Genomic DNA, 20,731 nt, shown 5'->3' on the forward strand with positions numbered 1-20,731 from the left:
ATATCTTAATGCACCTTACCCATTAATTTTTTAATGAGCGGTGATGCCACAAGTACAATTAACCCAGCACCAATAGCGTACTTGGCAATTAGTAAAAAACCATCTGTATATACTGTTAAGGTTTCAAATCCACCTACATTTTTATCGGTGCTTTCTATTGCCAATTGTTTTCCTATGAAACCAACAATTTGGAACGCAAAGGCTGAGGATAAGAACCATACCCCCATAATAAAGGCAATTAATCTAGCAGGAGCTAAATCGGTCATTTTGGACAACCCAACAGGAGACATAAACAACTCGCCCACTGACAGTAAGAAATACATTAACAATAAGTATGTGAACGGTACAAAACCATTGTCATTGGCACTTCCTCCACTTATGGCCAAAACGTAGAAACTTATACCTGCAAAAAGCAATCCTAATCCGAATTTATACGGTGTTCTAGGGTTCCAGTTTTTCTTGCTCAACCATGTCCACATCATTGAAATAGGAATCGCCAATATTATAATGAACATCGAATTCAGTGAATTGGTCTGTGCAGCGGACATAATACCGTCTAAATCAATATTTCTAGCAGCAAACAATGTAATTACACTACCCGATAGTTCATGGAAACCCCAAAAGATAGTCATGAAAAATGTCAGCAAAACAGCTACGAACAACTCTTTTCTTTCTTTATTATTTGCCTTGAACATTTCGTACGCCAAGTATGCTAGAACTGCAATACCTATTCCGGTAAAAATAACATTAACAATATTCTGATCAGCAAACATACCTTCTGTTGCTATAGCCTTATAGGAAGACAATAATAAAGCTATTAACGGCGCTGACAATACTGCTAAAACCGGTACAAGAATTCCTTGCTTTACACCAAGTACTTTTCTTTCCAAAACATGCTCATTTGGAGGCAGACCTCTATTCCCGAACACATTGTTTTGAATACCTCGCCAAAATACGATCAAACCTGTTAACATACCAATACCTGCCAAGCCAAAACCATAGTGCCAGCCATATGTTGCAGCTAGCCACCCACATAGTAACGGAGCAACCCATCCACCAATATTAATACCCATATAAAATATGGTGAACCCTGAATCTTTTTTAGGATCGCCTTTCTCGTACAAAGTACCAACGAAGGTTGAAATGTTAGGCTTAAAAAATCCATTACCCACAATTATAAGAGATAAGGCCAAGAAGAAGGCCATATTATCTTCTATTGCCAAAACAAAGTGACCTATGGACATAAGAATACCTCCTAAAAAAATAGAGTTACGCATTCCTAAAATCTTGTCGGATAATTTACCTCCAATTACGGTAGAGGCATATACTAAAGAGCCATATGATGAGTAAACTGCGGCAGTTGCATAATCTCTTTCTGCCAACGCTTGAAAAATTACGTCGATCATGTAGAGCGTGAGCAGTGCACGCATTCCGTAAAAGCTAAAACGCTCCCATAATTCTGCAAAAAATAAATAAAATAAACCCTGTGGGTGCCCAAAAACCTGTTTTTGGTCTGAGAACTCAGTACTTTCAGTCATATTGATGTTAGTTTGGTTATAGTTTTTCTTTTATAAAATTGGCCATTTTGTTATAGAGGTGAATTCTTGTATTTCCTCCATAAATGCCGTGATTTTTATCAGGATAGATTCCCCAATCAAATTGTTTGTTCGCCTGTATCAAAGCTTCGATCATTCGCATTGAATTCTGCACATGCACATTATCGTCTCCTGTACCATGAATTAACAAATAATCACCTTCCAACAAATGAGGATAGTTGAACGGGGAGTTGTCATCATAACCACTTTGGTTTTCTTGCGGTGTTTGCATGTAACGCTCCGTATAAATAGTATCATAAAAAGCCCATGAAGTAACAGGTGCAACCGCTATAGCCATTTCAAAAGTATCATTACCCTTTAAAATACAGTTAGTAGACATAAAGCCTCCATAGCTCCAGCCCCATATACCAGTTCTTTCTTCATCTATATATGGTAATTCACTCAGCTTTTTTGCAGCAGCTATTTGATCTTCCACCTCGTATTTACCCAACTCTTTTTGGGTAACTTTCTTGAAATCTCTTCCTTTAAATCCGGTTCCACGACCATCTACACAAGCAACTATGTAACCTTCGGCTACTAAACCTTGATGCCAGTAATCATTAGCGCCCATCCAGCTGTTGCTCACATTTTGTGAACCAGGACCACTATATTGATACATAAATAATGGATATTTCTTTGATGCATCAAAATCTTTTGGCTTGATCATGTACATATTCAAATCATTGCCATTAATAGAAATCGTAGAAAATTCTTTGGGGCTAACAGCATAGCTTTTTAACCTTTGCAACAATTGATCATTATCTTTTATATCTTTTACCTTCTTGCCATTAACAGCTTTGTGCAATGTATATACCGGCGGCATTTCGGCACTTGAGAATGTATTGATGAAATAGGTAAAATCTGTACTAAAAGAAGCATTGTTTGTTCCTTCCACAACAGCTAATGCTTTCTTATCATCACCAGCGCTACTAATATTATAAACACCACGGTTAATTGAACCGTTCTCTGTAGATTGGTAATAGATCTTATCCTCATTTTGGTCATACCCATAGTATTTGGTTACTTCCCAATCTCCTTTTGTAATCTGGTTCATTAAGCTACCGTCTTCACCGTATAAGTAGATATGGTTCCAACCATCTTTTTCACTAGTCCATATAAAACTATCGTCTTCTAAAAAGGTCAAATTATCGGTAACATCCACATATGCATCATCTTTCTCTTCCAACAAAACAGAAACTTCATTCTTTTTCGCGTTTACCGCATACATTGTTAAATGGTTCTGGTGCCTGTTCAAAGTTTGAACACTCAACATGTCCTTATGGTTCATCCACTTAATTCGTGGTATGTAGTATGCATTGTTTACATCTACCGCAGCAATATCTCCGCTAGCAACATCTAAAAGATGTAAGGTAACAAGCGAATTGTTCTCACCTGCTTTTGGATATTTGAAGACATAAGGTTGTTGATATAATCCGGTACCGTAAACATCCATTGAAAACTCCGGTACATTTGTCTCGTCAAAACGCAAAAAAGCTATTTTACTTCCGTCTGCATTCCACTCATAGGCACGAACAAAGGCAAATTCCTCTTCATAAACCCAGTCGGTAACACCGTTAATAATTTGATTCTTTACCCCATCGGTAGTAACCTGTTCGGTCTTCTTTGTGTCTATCGTAAAAATATATAGATTGTTATCTTTTACATATGCTACCCGATTACCATCTGGAGAGAATAAAGGTTCTTGAATTTTTGACTCACTAACCTTAACGACATTTTTTGTTGCAATATCATATACATAATAAATACCCAATCTAGACCTTCTAAAAATGGGTTCTATTTCTGTTGAAAGCAACAATTTTTTCTCATCATCACTAAAAGTATACGCAGAAAAGGAAGGTATTTCAGCGATATCTGATGATGACACCACCGTTCCTACTTTTTCCAAAGTCTTGTAATCATATTTATCTACCGTCGTCTCTTGGCTGATCCTGTTGGTATGCAATACAGTGTATTGAGTACCGTTGTTCATGGAACGCAGAGCTTCTAACCCTTCCGTTCTAAATGCACCTTGATAAATTTCAGAAACCGAAATAGGTTTGTCCTGTGCCCAAATAATTACGTTGAAGGAAAGTAAAATCAACGTAAATAAGTGTATTTTTCGCATAAATAATTGAATTTTGTTAAATCTCTCAAGTTTACCACTATTTCCTTAAAAAAACACGCTTTAGCCGAAAAAAGAAGCTGCTTTTAACGCTTTGTCCTTATAAAATAGATTCAGGTCAATATGCTTATCTTTACCAGCGTAAAAATGGAATTTATTTACATGTATTCCAATCTTTACAAAACATGAACCATTAGAAGAAAGTTATACCTAAATGACCCAGCCAATAAGTGGTTTCTCTAAACTCTCGAAAGAAGAGAAAATAGATTGGATCACCACAAATTACACCCAGAACGCAGCACAGTCAAAAAAGATTTTACAAACGTATTGGAATCAAAATGACAGTATACAACAGTTGCACGATGAGTTTATAGAAAACACCATTACCAACCTTTATGTACCCCAGGGCATTGCTCCCAACTTTTTAATAAACGATTCTCTTTACGCTATTCCTATGGCAATAGAAGAGAGTTCGGTAATTGCAGCAGCAAGTAAGGCCGCAAAATTTTGGCTGAAAAAAGGCGGATTTAAAACTAAAATATTAGGTACTGAAAAAGTTGGTCAAGTTCATTTTATATATAAAGGAGCCCCCAATAAACTAAACTCTTTTTTCACCTACTTAAAACCTATACTACTTGCCGATAGTGCTTCTTTGACATCTAGTATGGAAAAAAGAGGCGGCGGCATTACCGATATTATCTTAAAGAACAAAACGAATGAGCTGGCTCATTATTTTCAATTACATGCCACCTTTGAAACCAAAGATGCCATGGGCGCCAATTTCATTAATAGCTGTTTGGAGCAATTTGCCGCAACATTAAAAAAAGAAGCCGCTAGTTTTGAAGGGTTTTCTGCTCAGGAAAAAGATATTGAGATCGTAATGAGCATTCTATCTAATTATGTACCCAATTGTACCGTTCGCGCAGAAGTTAGTTGCCCAGTAGAAGAATTAAAACTTACTACCGAATTGACCCCACAACATACTGCCGAAAAAATAGTACAAGCCATAAAGATTGCACATGTAGAACCTTACAGAGCGGTAACGCACAACAAAGGTATCATGAACGGAATTGATGCCGTGGTATTAGCAACAGGTAATGACTTTAGAGCCATCGAAGCTGGGGTTCATGCGTATGCCTGTAGAAATGGTCAATATAGTAGCTTGACCCACGCTGCCATTGAAAACGGAATTTTTACCTTCTGGATAGAATTACCTTTGGCACTAGGTACCGTTGGCGGGCTTACAAACTTGCACCCGTTAGTGAAACTAAATCTTGAAATGCTTCAGCGACCGTCTGCAGAAGAGCTTATGCAAATTATAGCTGTTGCAGGCCTGGCACAAAATTTTGCAGCTATAAGCTCATTGGTAACTACGGGTATTCAAAAAGGGCATATGAAAATGCATCTATTGAATATTCTTAACCAACTTGGTGCCAATGAGAATGAAAAGGCAACATTAGTAGACTACTTTAAAACCAACCCGGTAACCCACCATGGTGTAGAACTACAACTTAACGAAATAAGAAAATAAGCCTTAACCGTATGCCCAAAACTTTTTATAGTAACGGTAAATTATTGCTCACAGGGGAATACGCCATTCTTGATGGGGCAAAGGGTTTAGCTCTACCTACCAAGTTTGGACAATCATTGAGTTTATCTTACACAGATTCTGAGAATTTTGTTTGGAACAGTTTAGATGAAAATTATACGGTATGGTTTAGTGCCGAGCTTTCAAAAAAAGATTTAAAAGCTATATATACTTCCGACCAAGAGGTAGCCTACAGGCTATCTCATATACTTTCTGAAGCTAAAAAACTTAACCCATTATTTGAACCTAGCACCAAAGAGGTAAATACAGTAGATGCTAAAGTTACTTTCCCTAGAGATTGGGGCCTTGGCACTTCTTCTACCTTAATCAACAATATTGCTGAATGGGCTGGCGTAAATCCTTATAAATTGTTAGAAGCCACTTTTGGTGGTAGTGGCTACGATATAGCATGTGCCAAACATAATACACCTATTATTTATAAAAGAAACGGTTTTAGCCCTAATGTAGAGGAAGTCATCTTTAATCCGAATTATTCAGATAGGCTATTCTTTGTTTATCTGAATGAAAAGAAAAACAGTAGGGACGCCATAACCAGTTACCGAAATTTAGATTTTGATAAAGAAAAATTGATCAATCAAATTAACAATATTACGGAGAAGGTTCTAAAATGCTCAACATTGGCTGAATTTGAGAACTTATTAAACCTTCACGAAACCATCTTGTCCCAAACACTTCAAATTGAAACTATTAAAAACATTCGTTTCGCAGACTATCCTAATACTATTAAAAGCTTAGGAGCATGGGGCGGAGATTTTGTACTTGTTACCGGAACAATGGAGGATATGGAATATTTTAAAAATAAAGGCTATTCCACTATACTACCCTATAAAAAAATGATACTACAAAAAAAGAGCATCTAAATTAGATGCTCTTTTTTTTATGTTTAAACAAGTTACGTTTAGTAGAACGTAGCTCTCTTATCTTCAATTTCCGCACCTTCTTTCAATGCGTTATATACTGCTGAATTCACACGAGCTGCAGCTCCTGTTTTTAATGCATTTGCATATACGCTATAGTTATCTAGCTTTGGAGCTTCAGTTTTCTTCACTATCTCAATTTTGAAAACCCCTGTATTACCTTCAATTAAACCAGAAGTTGCCCCTTCGGCCATACCGTATGCCGTACCAACCACTACCGGCTCGCTACCCGCTCCCGGAATTGTTGGAGACTTCACAGTAAGTGCAGATGCATTAGAAATGCTTACTCCGTTATCAGAAGCAATAGCACTCATATCCTTACCTTTATTAGCGGCAATTATTTTAGCTGCCTTGCGCTCTTTTCTGATTTTAGGCAATACAAGTACAGAAGCATCCTCAGCACTCATTACACCCTCAGCATAAGAACCAGTTAACTGAACAACGGCATAACCGTTATTAATGTTGAATCTTTTAATATCACCAACTTCAGTATCACTATTAAAAGCCCATTGAACTATATTTCTTTGATTCGGTAAACCAGGAAGGTTTTCATCCAAAGCTTTTATTTTATTCACAGGACGTACCACATAATTATTTTCTTTTGCCAATGTTGAAAAAGCACTTTCGTCATCGGTAGTTTCCATTTCAAATTTAGTTGCATTGGTAAACAATGTATTTATTGTTTCATCCGATGCTACAATCTCTCTTGACACAGTTGCTATTTGCACAACATCTTCCTTATCATCAATTTTAATTACGTGAAATCCAAAATCGGTTTCAACCATGCCAATCGACCCTTCTGAATTTCCAAAAGCGAAATCGTTAAACGCAGGCACCATAACCCCTCTTTGGAAGTAACCTAAATCACCACCGTTTGGTGCAGATGGACCGTCTGAGTTATCTCTAGCCAATGTAGAAAAAACAACACCAGATTTTTTTGCTTCTCTCAATAATTCTTTCGCTTTAGCTTCGGCTTCTTCTTTAGTTCTTGTAACTTCAGGATTGGCTCTAGTAGCACCTTCATATGCCAAAAGAATATGACTTGCCTTTACCGAACCGTTTGGCTTTCTAGCAATCATTTTTGAAATCTTGTAAGAATCACCATCCTTATATGGACCATAGATTTGACCAATGTTCAAGTTCATCAATGTATCTGCAACACTAGAAGGTAAATTTTTCTTTGCTTTGTAAATCGTATCAAACTTGGTATCTGAATATCTGTCTAAAAATGCCGCTACATCTTTAGTATTTCTAAATCCTCTAATTGTATCGTTACGATCTGTTTGCGAATTATACTCGATCGTATCGTCTAACAGTTTTGTAATTTCTTCTTTAATAGCCGCTTCATCAGCTTCAGAAGGTTTCTCTTGAAAAAATACATACTGTAAATCTCTAGCTGGATCTTGTTTGTATTCTTCTTTATGTTTGCTAACGTAATCTGCAATTTCACTTTTAGTTACTGTAATTGTACTATCTGGAATAGAAGTGTAAGGTACTCTTACATACTTAATATCCATTTTTTCGTTAGCCAATTTATAATCTAGCTCACCTTCTTTTAACGTAGCACCAACACCTGCTTTAACCAAATTAAAATAGGTCTGTTCTTTTGCCAATTGAACGATCTCAGCTTCCGTTTGCAACCAAGCTTCATATTGAGCAGGATTGTTCACTTTCCAATCAGCAACTGTTTGCTTGAACATATTAGCATCGAACTGCCCATTTTCATCTTGAAACTGAGGATTTTGAGCATATCCTGTAGTTCTTAAGAAATCTACGATTTGATCTTGCTCAATACCAATACCCAAATCTTCAAACTGCTCACCTAAAATGGTCTTTCTTACTTTATTCTCCCAAACTTGGTTTACCACTTGCATTGAAGATGCCGTAGGACCAACTCTGTTTGTAGCTACTTCAACCTCTTGTCTGAATTCATCAATAGAAATATCTTCTCCATTAATTTCGGCCACGGACGAACCTACTTTTTCCCCTCCAAAATTGCTACTGGTAAATACCCCAGAAATAACAAATGCAAAAAGTGCCAAACCTATGATCAAGATCAACACTGTTGTACGTTTCCTAATATTTTCTAATACTGCCATTCTTATTAACGTTTAAAATAATCGTTTGTGGTTATTGGGTGGCAAAACTACCATTTTTAATTGAAATAATAAAAACTAAAAAGCCACCTAATTTATTGATTGATGCACTGTTATTCCTCTTCCAAAACTTCTATGGAAATCAAATCTATTTTTGTGTTGGAAACTTCCAGTACAGTAAACTTATATTGGTCTATGGTAAGCTCTACTTCTTTCTCTGGAATTTCACCTAGGGTATGTACTAAAAGCCCTCCAAGTGTCTCATATTCATCCGATACAGGCAGGCTCAACTTATGATTTTCATTAATATCATCAACTTCTAATCTTGCAGAAAAAAAATAGTGTCGCTCATCTACCCTTTCTTCCCTTAAATCTGTGGTATCATGCTCATCTTCTATTTCCCCAAAAAGCTCCTCTACAATATCTTCAACGGTTACAATACCGCTTGTACCGCCATATTCATCTAATACAACGGCAATACTTTTTCGTTTTTTGATCAACACATTCAATATATCTTGAATAAGCATTGTTTCTGGCACAAATTCAACCGGCAATAAAATACTTTTTATGGTCTTTGGTTTTTTAAAGAGCTCATAAGAGTGCACATAACCAATAACATTATCTACAGTATCATTAAAAACCAATATTTTAGAATAGCCTGTTTCGGTAAACAATTTTGCCAAATTCTTAGGCGTCTCATGCATTTCTACAGCCACTATTTCAGTTCTTGGCACCATAACCTCGCGAGCTTTTACGGCCGCGAACTCTAAGGCATTCTGAAAAATCTGAATTTCGGTATCGACCTCATCCTCTTCTTCTACCGTTTCCATTTGTTCTGTAATATAATCGCCTAATTCAAGCTTACTGAACGCCAATTGAACCTCATCACCAGAAGTGCCGAACACGTATTTTAATATAAAATCTGATATCCAAATAATAAAGTCCGATATAAACGAGAAAAGTATATAGAATAAAAATGCAGGTATGGCCAGTAACTTTAAAAGAGTATTGGCATAAATTTGAAAAAGTACCTTCGGCAAAAATTCTGCAGTTATTAAAATAACAAACGTAGAAATCACCGTTTGGGTCAACAAACTAAAATCCGTAATCAATAACTGTAAAATAGCGTTATCGGGCACTATCTCGGTAAACCAGTTCATGAGCAATTCACCCATGAAGAGTCCGTAAATTACTAATGCTATATTGTTTCCAATTAGCATAGTAGCTATAAATTTTGACGGCTTTTTAGTTAATCGCGTTAGTACAGTAGCTAAAAATCCCTCTTGTTTTTTCTCTATTTCTATATGAATTTTGTTCGCAGAAATAAAGGCAATTTCCATTCCTGAGAAAAACGCTGAAAAAATCAAGGAAATTATAATGATAATACCGGCTGTACCCACTATTTGTTTTGATTATCTCGCTTACGCTGTTCGAATTTCTTCCTATAGTTTCTTCTAAACAAGAACATTCCTATAGAAATTACGGCGAAAAATATAAAGAAATACGCCATACTTCTATCGGTATTCCAATCTGTTATAATTCTGTAGATCGAAAAGCCCGCGACTATAACATATAAATACTCTGTATATCTTAAAATATTAATCATTTTTTTCCTCTTTATCTTCTTCTTTATCTTCTTCTTTGATCAACATTAGACCATAGGTTTTTTGTGCATTCAAAAACTTAAGGTCTTTTTGCACGTCCATACCTTCACCGTCCATTACCGTGCCGTCTTCAGGATTTGTAAATGTAAATTTTTCTTGGGTAAAAGCCCATTCGTTACCCCGATCATAATACATCTGTGAGGTCGCCAATTTTTTACCGTCATCACCTTTGATCAACACATTACCACGCAAATCTACAATAGAAGTTTTAGAGTACAACACTCCAAAATCTGCCTCTATGGTTGTTTTTTCATTTTTTTCGTTGAAAATTTCTATCAATAGACCTTCTGGAAAAGTCTGATAGGGAAATGAAAGTTGTTCAAAATCATTTCTAAGGGGTCCGGACAATACGGACAATATCTTTGACGAACCAGTATCTTCAGATCCTAATTTTTCTGGGGTTTCTGTATATGTAAGCACAAAATCTTCAACTACACCTCTTGGGTAGATCTTTTTCACTGCCTCTTCACCAACCCTCTTGTAATTATCTTGACAAGATAAAAAAAGCATTGCCATGGTACATACCACGGCAATGCCTCTAAAATTATAAATCTGTTTCATTTTTTCTATAAAGAAGGTACTTTCACGCTACCACCAACCCAACAGTTGAATGTAACAGTCTTACCGGCCATTCCTGAACTAAAAATCATCTCTTTAGTTGGCGCCTTTGCACTATAGCTGTTTGCAGCTTGACTAGCAGAACCACTTAAAGATGGATCTACTCTGCCCGCTTTTCTAGCCATATCAGCAGCTTTCCAGTAAATTGCTCTTTTCTCAAATGCAGAGGTACCACAGTTATTGGCACTAGTTGCATATAAGTTAGCAATTAAAAGATAAGCACGACCGTTTGAAGGGTTTGCATCAATAGCCTTTTGAGCGTATTTACGTGCAGTAGACTTGCTACCTTTTCTTTTATTGATCACAGCTACTTTATAAGCGATCTTAGATTTTTTATCGTTATCAGTCTCTAAAGACAATGCCTTATCAAAATCAGCAAGTGCACCAGAACTGTCTCCGTTTTTCATTTTCAACGTACCACCATATACATAAGCATCAGCAGATGGATCCAAAGATAATTGAGCTTCAAATAACTTTTGGAACATTGGATCATCGGTACATTCTTTGTTGAACATCAAACCTACCGCTCTTTTTACCCAAACGATATCACCTTTTTTCTCCTCAAAACTCTTTTCGTATAAAGGAATAAGGTTACTACAATCTGCTAAAGGACCTAATTTAGAATCGATACTTCCTGCAATTTTACCATAAGCTTCAGAATAAGAGTTATACGCTTTTAAACGAGATTTTTCCTTTGAAGTTAACGTACCAGCCTCTTCTTTAGGTAAAAGTTTAGCAATTTTACCTGTAAGCTTTTCGTTTTCAGTTTCAATTTTCTCGGTCACCGCATCATATACATCAAAAACTTCTTGCAAATCTTTTCTACCTGCTTTATGCTCATCAACCAAACTAGAGAAATAGATGTACAAAGCTTTAGGACTTGTAAAGTTTTCTTTATCTTGAGTAAAAGCTTCACTTAACATGCTGTACATTTTAGCATCATCGGCCATTTTGTTATCGTACATCACCAGAGCCTTATCTACCATAGTCTCACCTGGGCTAGTTTTAGACGAGAAATGTGTTAGCTTATTATCATAAAGACCCATTAGGTCATTTGCGAATTTTTCTTTGTCAGCACCTGTAGCTTTTTTCATCTTATCCTTTAAGATACGCTCACCATATACATATATAGCATTATTTAACTGTGGACAAGTTTCATAAACCATTTTCCATGGCTCATAGGCCGCGTCATAATTTTTAACTTTTGCATGCTCGGAAAATATTGACAGGTTCGTCATACATTCAGGGTTTTGCGCCTGCGCATTGCTCACCCCCATCATCCCAAGGAACATAATTGCCGTGAAGTAAAGTTTCGATTTCATTTTTTCTCTTTTTAAAATGGTTAATGTACTAAATTTTTATTAATTGATTTTTCTTTTCTGGAACCAACGATCGTTCAATGAGAGACCTACATTAAATTTAAAGTAGCTTTCTTCAATAAGATCCGCCCTAGTTGTTCCCCTTCTACCAAACTCAAAACCTAAGTTAAGATTAGAGAAACTTCTGCCCAGAGGTAAGCCTAATCCAAAAGTTATGCCAAAGTTATTTATATCCACATCGTTCACCAACATGCCGGTCTTATCTAAACGTAGACCTGCACGGTAGGTAACCCTTTTAAAATAACTTGTAAATGAATCGTGATCTGGGGTTAAAAAGGCACCAAAAGCAAATGAACTTGCATCTTCATATACTATATTATCAGAGCCTAAAAATACATTTTCAAAAGAACTCATCTCTTGAAAACTATATTCTGCTCCCACAAACCATTTATAATCTTCACCGTAACCAATACCCAATGTAGTGGTGGTGGGTATCTTTAATTCTGTATTCTCTAAATTTTGGGAAGCCAAATCAACCTCCAACTCTTCTATAGTAACACCGCTGGATACAGAAAAAGAACCCAATTGCCTATCATTCTTAGAAACTAGATTCCCTTGCGTATTTACCCGAATAGAAGTATGTAGCCTTTGCCTACCCTTGATCAAAGGAGTATAATTAAGCGCATAATTAAAATCAAAACCATTGACCCTTGATGAACGTCTGTCAAAAGTACCAAACTGAATATCTTCTATTTGTTGTAGCCTTTCACTATCGAGTGTACCAAAGTTAAAGTTAACCGTAGCCCCAATACTTAAATTATCTACAATTTCATAGCCAATGGAATAAAACGCACGTGTTAACCCACCTTCTCCTGTGTAAATATTTACCAATGACCCACCAGTTTCGGTACGATCATCGACTAAATTATATCCTACAGAAGAATAAGGCATAATACCAAACCCCATACCTAAACCTTTACCTACACTAAAACCAAGTGCCAAGTAATCTAAGCTAGTAACCGAGCTTTGCTCTTCCGCCGTAAAACTTTTAAGCGTATATTGTTTATTGGAGACCCCTGCAGTATAGGTTACCAGTCCTTCCCTATCCATAACCTCCAGACCTAACTTGCCAAAAGCAGCGGGATTTTTTAAGTTGATATGAATACTATCGGCATACACACCAATACCCCCCATCATTTGATTTTCTACCGTACTGTTATTTTTTAAATCTCCTATTCCGTAGAAAGAATAAGGAGAAACAGTACCATCTTGAGCGTACAAACCAATGGTGGTTATGTATACAATTGCAATTACAATTTTTCTGATCATTTAGTGCTTGTTGTATTCCAGCAAATAATTAAGCCCTTTCAGGAGAAATTTGGAATCCGCAAATATGGTATTTTTTAATCGTTTAGACAAAAATTGTGTGTCTCCACCGGTTAAAATAACTGTTAAATTTTTAAATCTTGCTTTGTAGAGATCAATGACACCGTCTATTTCAAGCGTAATTCCATTTACGGCTCCACTATGCATACAGTTTTCTGTTGTATTGCCAATGTAGTCTAAAAGCTCTTTTTTTTCGAGTAACGGTAATTTAGATGTTTGATAATGCATAGCATTATACCGCATTTGCAGGCCTGGAGAAATGGCACCGCCCAAATACTCATCAAAATCATTGAGCATATCATAGGTGATGCAGGTGCCCGTATCTATTATTAAATTATTTTGATGGGGATTATGATAATATGCAGCTGTGGCCAAAGCCAAACGATCTACACCCAAAGTCTGTGGAGAGGCATATGAATTCTTAAAAGGCACTTTTGACCTATAAGAGAGCTCGTGGAGATTGCTAAAAAGAGCTAAAACCTTAATTTGTTCCTTAGAAAGAGACCCTACACTAGAAATTATTGAAAATTCTATTTTCGGAAATTCCTTGAATATTTTTTTGACAGCCTCAACGAACAAATCTACAACAACAGTCTCTAAATGAATTATTTCCGACTTTTTAAATATCGCTAACTTAACATTTGTATTACCTGCATCAACAATTAAATTCATGTTGCAAAGATTATAAATTAAAAAAACATTTCTCTTTTTTTACGATTTAGTTTGTAAATCATAAAATTGAAATTATATTTGCACCCGCTTACAGCAAGCATGGTGCCTTAGCTCAGTTGGTAGAGCAATGGACTGAAAATCCATGTGTCCCTGGTTCGATTCCTGGAGGCACCACAATAAATCCTTACTTAACGGTAAGGATTTTTTTGTTTTTACACCTACCTTTCATACCACGAAAATATAAAGCTTAGTTTATCTATAAATGAATACCGCAGTATATTTTGTCTTTAGGGCAAAAATTAAATGGATAGGAATCTTTCCGCTTATGATTTCATCAAATCAAAGCAGTACGCTGAAATTCAGTATAGCTTAAGTAAATCTTAACCACACCCATCTTAGAAAAGGAATCCACCCTAATCAGGATAAGTGGAACAACTTAAATTTACCTTGTTTAAGAGACCGATCTACATAAAACTAATCCCACATACGTTCAACTTTATGTTCAGTGAAATCCTCTATTATTAATTCACTTTCTGAGTTGTTCACAATGGTCAATGCCCTAAAAAAATCATTCGGAAATATCTGATTGGTCATTACATACTGACCTTCATTTATGAAAAGCTCCAACGAAGAATGATCTAGAAGCAAGGTTATTTCTATGGGTCCCTGCGGTATATTCTTAATTTTCATTTGCTGAACTCCTGGAGAAAATTCATCACTAAACGATACCTTGCCCGATTTTCTTCGATCAAAAGTTACCAGTTTCTTTTCCCTATCGATATCAATACTTACGCTATCACCGTTTGTATTTTTAAAATACATTTGAGCATTTGGAACGGACAATGTAAACTGTATTTTACTTTGATTACCGTATTTAAGTGGCATTATTCTTTTTCTAGAAGGTAAAATCTCTAAAACACTTTCTGGGTACGCCATGGCTACATGTCTCTCAAAACTTTGTAGAGGATAATTGAACAACATTACCTCATCATCAATTTTACGCAAGGTCAACTCTCTTGGTACGGTCATGGCACTACGCCATTTTTCCGTGGGCGTATCAAGCGCATAGTTCCAATTGCTCATCCACCCAATAAAAACCCGTTCATTATTAGGGGCATCGTTATAAGTTACACCGGCATAATTATCTCGACCTAGATCTATCCATTTATGTTCTACCTGATCGGTCGTAAATGTGGTACCGTCAAAATCACCAATAAAATACTGTGTGCCACTACCGCCATTTGGAGCACCGCGGTTTATACTAATTAACAAAACCCATTTAACCTCATCTGTACCTTCGACCTTTAGTGGAAATAAATCTGGACATTCCCAAACTCCGCCATGAGCTCCTTGATCCTTACCAAATTCGCTTACTTTCTCCCATTCTTTTAAGTTAGTGGAATTCCATATTTGTAAATGGTCACCTGCTACCAATAACATTGTCCAACTTTCCGCCTCATTGTTCCAAAATACCTTTGGATCCCTAAAATCTTTAAAACCAGGGTTGCCAATAATCGGGTTACCCTCATATTTTGTCCAACTATCCCCATTATCCAAGCTATAGGCAATGCCTTGGGTCTGATAATTTGTCGCTCCAGATCGCTCCCCTTCCATATCATGATATGTAAAAATTGCTACCATAGCCGTTTTATCTTCAGTTCCAAAACCAGAGGTATTGTTATGATCCACTACGGCACTACCCGAGAATATATAGCCGTGTTCATCAGGAAAAAGTGCAATGGGCTTATGTTCCCATTTCATCATATCTTTACTTACGGCATGCCCCCAATGCATAGGTCCCCAAACGGTACTATCCGGATAGTATTGATAGAACAAATGATACAAACTATCTTTATAAACAAGACCATTGGGATCGTTCATCCATTTTTCTTCTGGCGTAAAATGATACTGTGGCCTATACGGCTCAATATAATACCCTGTTGGCTCTTCATCTTCTACGAACACTTCTTGTTTTACATTTTCTTTACAACTGAAATTAAACAGAATACATATTACAATAAACACCTCTAAGCCTTTATTTCGTAAAGTTTTAACCATAAATTCACTTTTATACCGGCACTTCTTAAATTGTAATTATAGTACCTTTGTAGTAATGAAAATACTAAATTATAAGTTATTACTCTGCGTGTTTGGCTTGCTATCTTTTTCTCAAAAAGGCACGGGACAAGACAAAATATCAAAAGCGCTTAGCTCTTGGAACCAGGGAACCATACCTTATGTGTATTTTGACAACCTACCTACCAACGATTCTATCGCTTTTTTAGACACCAGGGAAAAAGAAGAATTTGAGGTAAGCCACTTAAGAAATGCCATTTGGGTAGGATATAAGAAATTTGATGAGCAATTGGTTCTTGAAACATTACCCGATAAAACCCAACCGATTATTGTGTACTGCTCGATAGGGGTGCGTTCTGAGGATATCGGCGAAAAATTAAAAGACCTGGGATACACCAAAATTCTAAACCTTTACGGAGGAATTTTTGATTGGAAAAATAAAGGAGGGCAAGTTTTTAACGACAAAGAAATACAAACCGATAGCGTTCATGCTTTTAGTAAGCACTGGGGCAAGCTTTTACATGAAGGGATAAAGGTATACTAGTTAGGAGTTAGGAGTTAGGAGTTAGGAGTTAGGAGTTAGGAGTTAGGAGTTAGGAGTTAGGAAAAATTAAAAAATTACATTGGGAATACTACTGAACAATAAAGCGGAGCGAGACGAGAAGATTATAGATTTTACCCTCGCAAATTCAAAAAACCTTTTACTAATTTTTACAAGAAATCCGGAATTAGGGAAAGGTAAAAGGCGCTTAGCAGCCACTATTGGCGATCAAGCCGCTTTTAATATTTATAAATTTTTACTAGACCATACCGTAACTATTACCAAAAATCTATATGCTGAAAAGCAAGTGTATTATTCGGAAGAAATTTGGGAAGATGATATTTGGGACAACAAGAAATTTGCAAAAAAACTACAATCAGGCGATGATCTTGGCGCACGTATGGCCAATGCCTTTCAAGAAGGGTTTCAAAACGAATATCAAAAAATTATTATCATCGGCAGTGATATGCTTGACTTATCTCAAGAAGATTTAGAAGCTGCATTTAAAGCCCTGAAAAAAAATGATTTTGTAATTGGACCAGCAGAAGATGGTGGCTATTACCTATTGGGTATGAAGAAATTTATGCCCGAACTTTTTAAAAATAAATCTTGGGGTACAGAAACCGTTTTAAAAGACACATTAGCTGACCTTGAAAATGAAACTACCACCCTATTAGAAACAAAAAACGACGTTGATTATTACGAGGACATAAAGGATATTGATGCCTTTGCTCCTTTTTTAAAACATATGACATTATGATGAAAGAAGAACTTTTAGAATCTGTAGCTTACCTTAAAAACAAAGGTTTTGACAATCCAGAAATTGGTATTGTACTTGGTACGGGATTAGGAAAACTAGTAGATAGTATTGAAGATCCTATTGATGCGCATTACAATCATATTCCGTTTTTTCCTTTAGCAACGGTAGAATTCCATACCGGTAAATTGGTCTATGGAACCATTTCAGGAAAAAAAGTAGTGGTTATGCAGGGTCGTTTTCATCTGTATGAAGGATATGATTTTTTAGATATTACCTACCCTATACGTGTAATGCATATGCTAGGTATTACCAAATTATTTATATCAAATGCCGCCGGCGCGGTAAACCTTGACTTTAAAAAAGGGGATATGATGTTGATCGAAGACCATATAAACCTTCAAGGAGGATCTCCATTGGCTTTTAAGGGCGTAAGCGAATTTGGAGAACGTTTTGCAGACATGTCTGAGCCCTATGATGTTGACATGCGCAAAAAACTAATCGATATCGCCAAAGAAAATGACATTTCTTTAAAACAAGGGGTTTATGCTTCTGTAGTAGGGCCTCAATTAGAAACCAGGGCCGAATACAGAATGATTAAACTAATTGGTGCCGATGCAGTTGGTATGAGTACCGTACCCGAAGTTATAGTTGCCAATCATTTATCACTACCCATTGTTGCCGTTTCAGTTTTAACCGATGAGTGCGACCCAGACAACCTTAAGCCTGTAGATATTAATGAAATAATATCGATTGCAGAGAAAACCGAGCCTAAAATGGTAAAGTTGTTTAAAGAATTGATCAAGCAACTGTAAGGTATAACAGTATTTGACTACCATAAGTTAGCAAGTATTGTTTTATGCGTACCCCACAGCCAACCATAAGTATTATTATTCCGGTATTAAATGAAGAAAAGTACATTAAAGATGTGCTTTTCTCCATTTCAAACAATGCATGTACCACTTGCATAAAAGAAATTTTAGTAGTTGATGGCGGCAGCACTGATCATACCGTGGTCAATGCTAAAAAATACGGCGCCATTGTCTTAAAAAGTAAAAAAGGGCGCGCAGCCCAAATGAACTTCGGTGCAACAAAAGCAACAGGTGATATTCTTTATTTTTTACACGTAGACACTTTACCTCCTAAGGGTTTTGACAAGGCCATTATTACAGAATTTAAAAAAGGGGTTGAAGTGGGGTGTTTTCAAATGCGCTTTAATAGCAATAGTCCATTTTTAAAGTTCTTTTCTTGGTGTACCCGTATCAACCACCATATTTGTCGCGGCGGAGATCAGTCACTTTTTATAACCCATAAACTATTTCACCAGCTTAATGGTTTCAATGAAAATTTTGTTATTTACGAAGACAATGAATTTATACAACGTGTATACAAACTAAAACCTTTTAAGGTTATTTCTGCAGCGGTAACTACCTCAGCGAGAAGATATGAAGAACGCGGTATGATTAGGTTACAATGGCATTTTGGTATGATACATTTAAAATATCATTTAGGTGCCAAACCAGATCAGTTGTATAAATATTATTTAAGGTATATAGCCGTATAATTAATTGCCAAAGACAACTCTTTACACTTTCTATAATAGATAATTTTACATGTTTTCAATTTAAGCAAGCTTAATTAAAACGGATTTAAAATTACCCATCAACGGGTATTGCCACTAGGCACTTACCAACATACATTTAGACATGTTAATTTTAAATCCAATCTAAAATGAAAACCAAAGTATTACATCTCTTAGCATTAATGACATTTACATTATTTATCATTGGCTGTGATAATGATGAAACCGAAGTAATTGAAACAGAACAACAAGAGCAAGAACAAGAAGAAATAGTAGAACCTGAAGAGGATACAACAGAAGATCCTTCTGAAATTCTTGCACAAGAGCAACAGGCTGTTTTAAGTTCCTTGACAAATAATGATCAAAAAGTATGGAAAATCAGCGAAGCTGTTCTAACCAATGATTCCGGCACTTTTGACATTTCAAACAATTTTAACGTCACCGATGATGAACTTATTTTCACCAACGAAGTTTTTGTCAGCTCAAAAACAGACTCTAACGGCACCTTAGAATGGAGACCGGGAAATTTCATTGAAACCGAGGCTACAACAATAGAGGAAACCATGGTCGATTATTATGAATCTCCTTTTAAATCCGCTTTTGATTTTGTTGGAGAAAGCAGTTCAGATCTAGAAAGCCCAGGTTTTACATTTACCTATATAGATGAAAGTACCATAACGGGGACTGTTTTAGGCGAAGGATCATCAACTGTTGCAATTACACTTACCCCTAAAATGGCTAGTGATTATGTACAAGTACCTACAGAAGCACTTTCATTTTCCACTGCTTTTTCATACCCTTCTAATGCCGTTAGTGGCTTCTCCCCGGGGATGATAGGCTCTAATAGTAGTAACAGTATTTTTATAGTGACTAGAGAAGGTCAAATGACAGGTACGGAATTTGCTAATCCAGAGCGTATAACCCGATTTGATAACGAAACTGGCGAACTAACGGATAAATTATTTTTTCAATCAGATTTCGTATCAAAACAACTTCATATTATAGACAATAAACTAAAGGTAGTCGGTGGTCAATATATAAACACCTATGACCTAGATCTACAGACAGACCCTACCAGTGCTTCGTATGATGGACAAATTATATTATCTAGACATGGCTCTGCCGTAATTGACGATGAAATTTTTATTGTTGGTGGATCTCTTGGCGACACACAAAATATTGGTGATGAAATTTATAAATGGGATGATTTAAATTCATCACTTACAATTGAAACCATAATGCCAGAAGCTAGAAGTGGAGCCCGTGCAGAAATAGTACAAAACAAACTATATGTTTTTGGTGGTACAGAAGAGGCCTTTGGTCAAAATGCCAAAAACTCCATTTATATTTATGATTTTGAATCTCGTGTAATGAGCACTGAAACCATGCCTTCAGCATTACACTTTACTTATACCGGAAAATATGAAAACCTAATTATAGTAAGCGGTCAAATAAAATCATTTACAGATGATGCCGATGGCGACGGTAACCCTGATGATTTTTTAACGCAAAATGGCAATGACCCCTATATAGGCGTATATAACACTTTAAATAATGAGTTTACTGAATTAACTACCAATTTAACCAGCCCTGAAAATGAGACTATTCATTCTATGGCCGTAATCAATGGAAAAATATACATTCTTTATGGCCAACAAGAAGAAGTGGCTGAAGGAGAATTTCAAAATTGGGATGTATTGGTAGCAGATTTAAATTAGGCAATACCTACACAATTTTTGTTCTAACCTTTACCGATATTCAAAACGGTAAAGGTTTT

The 20,731-nt window shown here is 36.2% G+C and carries 17 protein-coding genes and 1 tRNA gene; 8 read left to right on the plus strand and 10 right to left on the minus strand.

Annotated features, from left to right (window positions below; genetic code table 11):
- Positions 1-5: 5 nt before the first annotated feature.
- Both EXIGUO8A_RS04650 and EXIGUO8A_RS04655 read right to left on the minus strand, forming a co-directional pair.
- Entirely contained in the window at positions 6-1,538 is a 1,533-nt protein-coding gene (locus EXIGUO8A_RS04650) for a peptide MFS transporter (RefSeq protein WP_159302111.1), read from the minus strand.
- Positions 1,539-1,554: 16 nt separating this feature from the next.
- Complete coding sequence (locus tag EXIGUO8A_RS04655; RefSeq protein ID WP_159302112.1) at positions 1,555-3,720, minus strand: S9 family peptidase; 2,166 nt, start codon at positions 3,718-3,720, stop codon at positions 1,555-1,557.
- A 211-nt stretch (positions 3,721-3,931) separates the two neighbouring features.
- Here EXIGUO8A_RS04655 and EXIGUO8A_RS04660 point away from each other — a divergent pair, with 211 nt between their 5' ends.
- Together EXIGUO8A_RS04660 and EXIGUO8A_RS04665 are read left to right on the plus strand one after the other, a co-directional pair.
- A complete protein-coding gene (locus EXIGUO8A_RS04660) occupies positions 3,932-5,248 on the plus strand; it encodes a hydroxymethylglutaryl-CoA reductase, degradative (protein WP_159302113.1) in 1,317 nt (438 codons plus the stop codon).
- A gap of 11 nt (positions 5,249-5,259) precedes the next feature.
- Positions 5,260-6,186 carry a GYDIA family GHMP kinase gene (locus EXIGUO8A_RS04665; protein WP_159302114.1) on the plus strand — a complete coding sequence of 309 codons (927 nt, stop codon included), beginning with the start codon at positions 5,260-5,262 and terminating at the stop codon, positions 6,184-6,186.
- Between the two features lie 38 nt (positions 6,187-6,224).
- Here EXIGUO8A_RS04665 and EXIGUO8A_RS04670 read toward each other — a convergent pair whose 3' ends face one another.
- From EXIGUO8A_RS04670 to EXIGUO8A_RS04700, 7 genes are all read right to left on the minus strand, one after another.
- Entirely contained in the window at positions 6,225-8,342 is a 2,118-nt protein-coding gene (locus tag EXIGUO8A_RS04670) for a peptidylprolyl isomerase (RefSeq protein WP_159302115.1), read from the minus strand.
- A gap of 110 nt (positions 8,343-8,452) precedes the next feature.
- Positions 8,453-9,739, minus strand: coding sequence for a hemolysin family protein (locus EXIGUO8A_RS04675; protein ID WP_159302116.1), 1,287 nt, complete (start codon positions 9,737-9,739; stop codon positions 8,453-8,455).
- Positions 9,739-9,945 (minus strand): hypothetical protein, encoded by a 207-nt coding sequence (locus EXIGUO8A_RS04680; protein ID WP_058105041.1) that lies wholly within the window; start codon positions 9,943-9,945, stop codon positions 9,739-9,741. Before EXIGUO8A_RS04680 ends, EXIGUO8A_RS04675 begins: the two co-directional genes overlap by 1 nt.
- The gene (lptC, locus tag EXIGUO8A_RS04685) at positions 9,938-10,564 is read right to left on the minus strand and encodes an LPS export ABC transporter periplasmic protein LptC (protein WP_116771120.1); all 627 of its coding nucleotides are present in this window, start codon (positions 10,562-10,564) and stop codon (positions 9,938-9,940) included. The genes EXIGUO8A_RS04680 and lptC overlap by 8 nt, the downstream gene beginning before the upstream one ends.
- A gap of 5 nt (positions 10,565-10,569) precedes the next feature.
- Positions 10,570-11,943, minus strand: a complete 1,374-nt coding sequence (locus EXIGUO8A_RS04690; RefSeq protein ID WP_164674190.1) for a hypothetical protein — start codon at positions 11,941-11,943, stop codon at positions 10,570-10,572.
- 39 nt (positions 11,944-11,982) lie between these two features.
- On the minus strand, positions 11,983-13,269 hold the full coding sequence (locus EXIGUO8A_RS04695; protein ID WP_116771121.1) for a hypothetical protein: 1,287 nt from the start codon (positions 13,267-13,269) through the stop codon (positions 11,983-11,985).
- On the minus strand, positions 13,270-13,998 hold the full coding sequence (locus EXIGUO8A_RS04700; RefSeq protein ID WP_116771122.1) for a type III pantothenate kinase: 729 nt from the start codon (positions 13,996-13,998) through the stop codon (positions 13,270-13,272).
- Positions 13,999-14,099: 101 nt separating this feature from the next.
- Here EXIGUO8A_RS04700 and EXIGUO8A_RS04705 point away from each other — a divergent pair.
- Positions 14,100-14,172, plus strand: a tRNA-Phe gene (locus tag EXIGUO8A_RS04705).
- A 300-nt stretch (positions 14,173-14,472) separates the two neighbouring features.
- Here EXIGUO8A_RS04705 and EXIGUO8A_RS04710 read toward each other — a convergent pair.
- Positions 14,473-16,056 carry a glycoside hydrolase family 32 protein gene (locus tag EXIGUO8A_RS04710; protein ID WP_159302117.1) on the minus strand — a complete coding sequence of 528 codons (1,584 nt, stop codon included), beginning with the start codon at positions 16,054-16,056 and terminating at the stop codon, positions 14,473-14,475.
- Positions 16,057-16,111: 55 nt separating this feature from the next.
- On the opposite strand from EXIGUO8A_RS04710, the gene EXIGUO8A_RS04715 reads away from it, so the two are divergent.
- The 5 genes from EXIGUO8A_RS04715 (at position 16,112) to EXIGUO8A_RS04735 (ending at position 20,672) form a co-directional block, all read left to right on the plus strand.
- Positions 16,112-16,618 carry a rhodanese-like domain-containing protein gene (locus tag EXIGUO8A_RS04715; protein WP_159302118.1) on the plus strand — a complete coding sequence of 169 codons (507 nt, stop codon included), beginning with the start codon at positions 16,112-16,114 and terminating at the stop codon, positions 16,616-16,618.
- An 85-nt stretch (positions 16,619-16,703) separates the two neighbouring features.
- Positions 16,704-17,375: a TIGR04282 family arsenosugar biosynthesis glycosyltransferase gene (locus EXIGUO8A_RS04720; RefSeq protein WP_236564531.1), complete on the plus strand. Its 672-nt coding sequence runs from the start codon at positions 16,704-16,706 to the stop codon at positions 17,373-17,375.
- Positions 17,372-18,187 (plus strand): purine-nucleoside phosphorylase, encoded by an 816-nt coding sequence (locus EXIGUO8A_RS04725; protein ID WP_116771125.1) that lies wholly within the window; start codon positions 17,372-17,374, stop codon positions 18,185-18,187. The genes EXIGUO8A_RS04720 and EXIGUO8A_RS04725 overlap by 4 nt, the downstream gene beginning before the upstream one ends.
- Positions 18,188-18,231: 44 nt before the next feature.
- Positions 18,232-18,936: a TIGR04283 family arsenosugar biosynthesis glycosyltransferase gene (locus EXIGUO8A_RS04730; protein WP_159302119.1), complete on the plus strand. Its 705-nt coding sequence runs from the start codon at positions 18,232-18,234 to the stop codon at positions 18,934-18,936.
- 167 nt (positions 18,937-19,103) lie between these two features.
- On the plus strand, positions 19,104-20,672 hold the full coding sequence (locus EXIGUO8A_RS04735) for a Kelch repeat-containing protein (protein ID WP_159302120.1): 1,569 nt from the start codon (positions 19,104-19,106) through the stop codon (positions 20,670-20,672).
- Positions 20,673-20,731 lie beyond the last annotated feature (59 nt).

Source organism: Maribacter litoralis, assembly GCF_902506355.1.
GTDB lineage: Bacteria > Bacteroidota > Bacteroidia > Flavobacteriales > Flavobacteriaceae > Maribacter > Maribacter litoralis.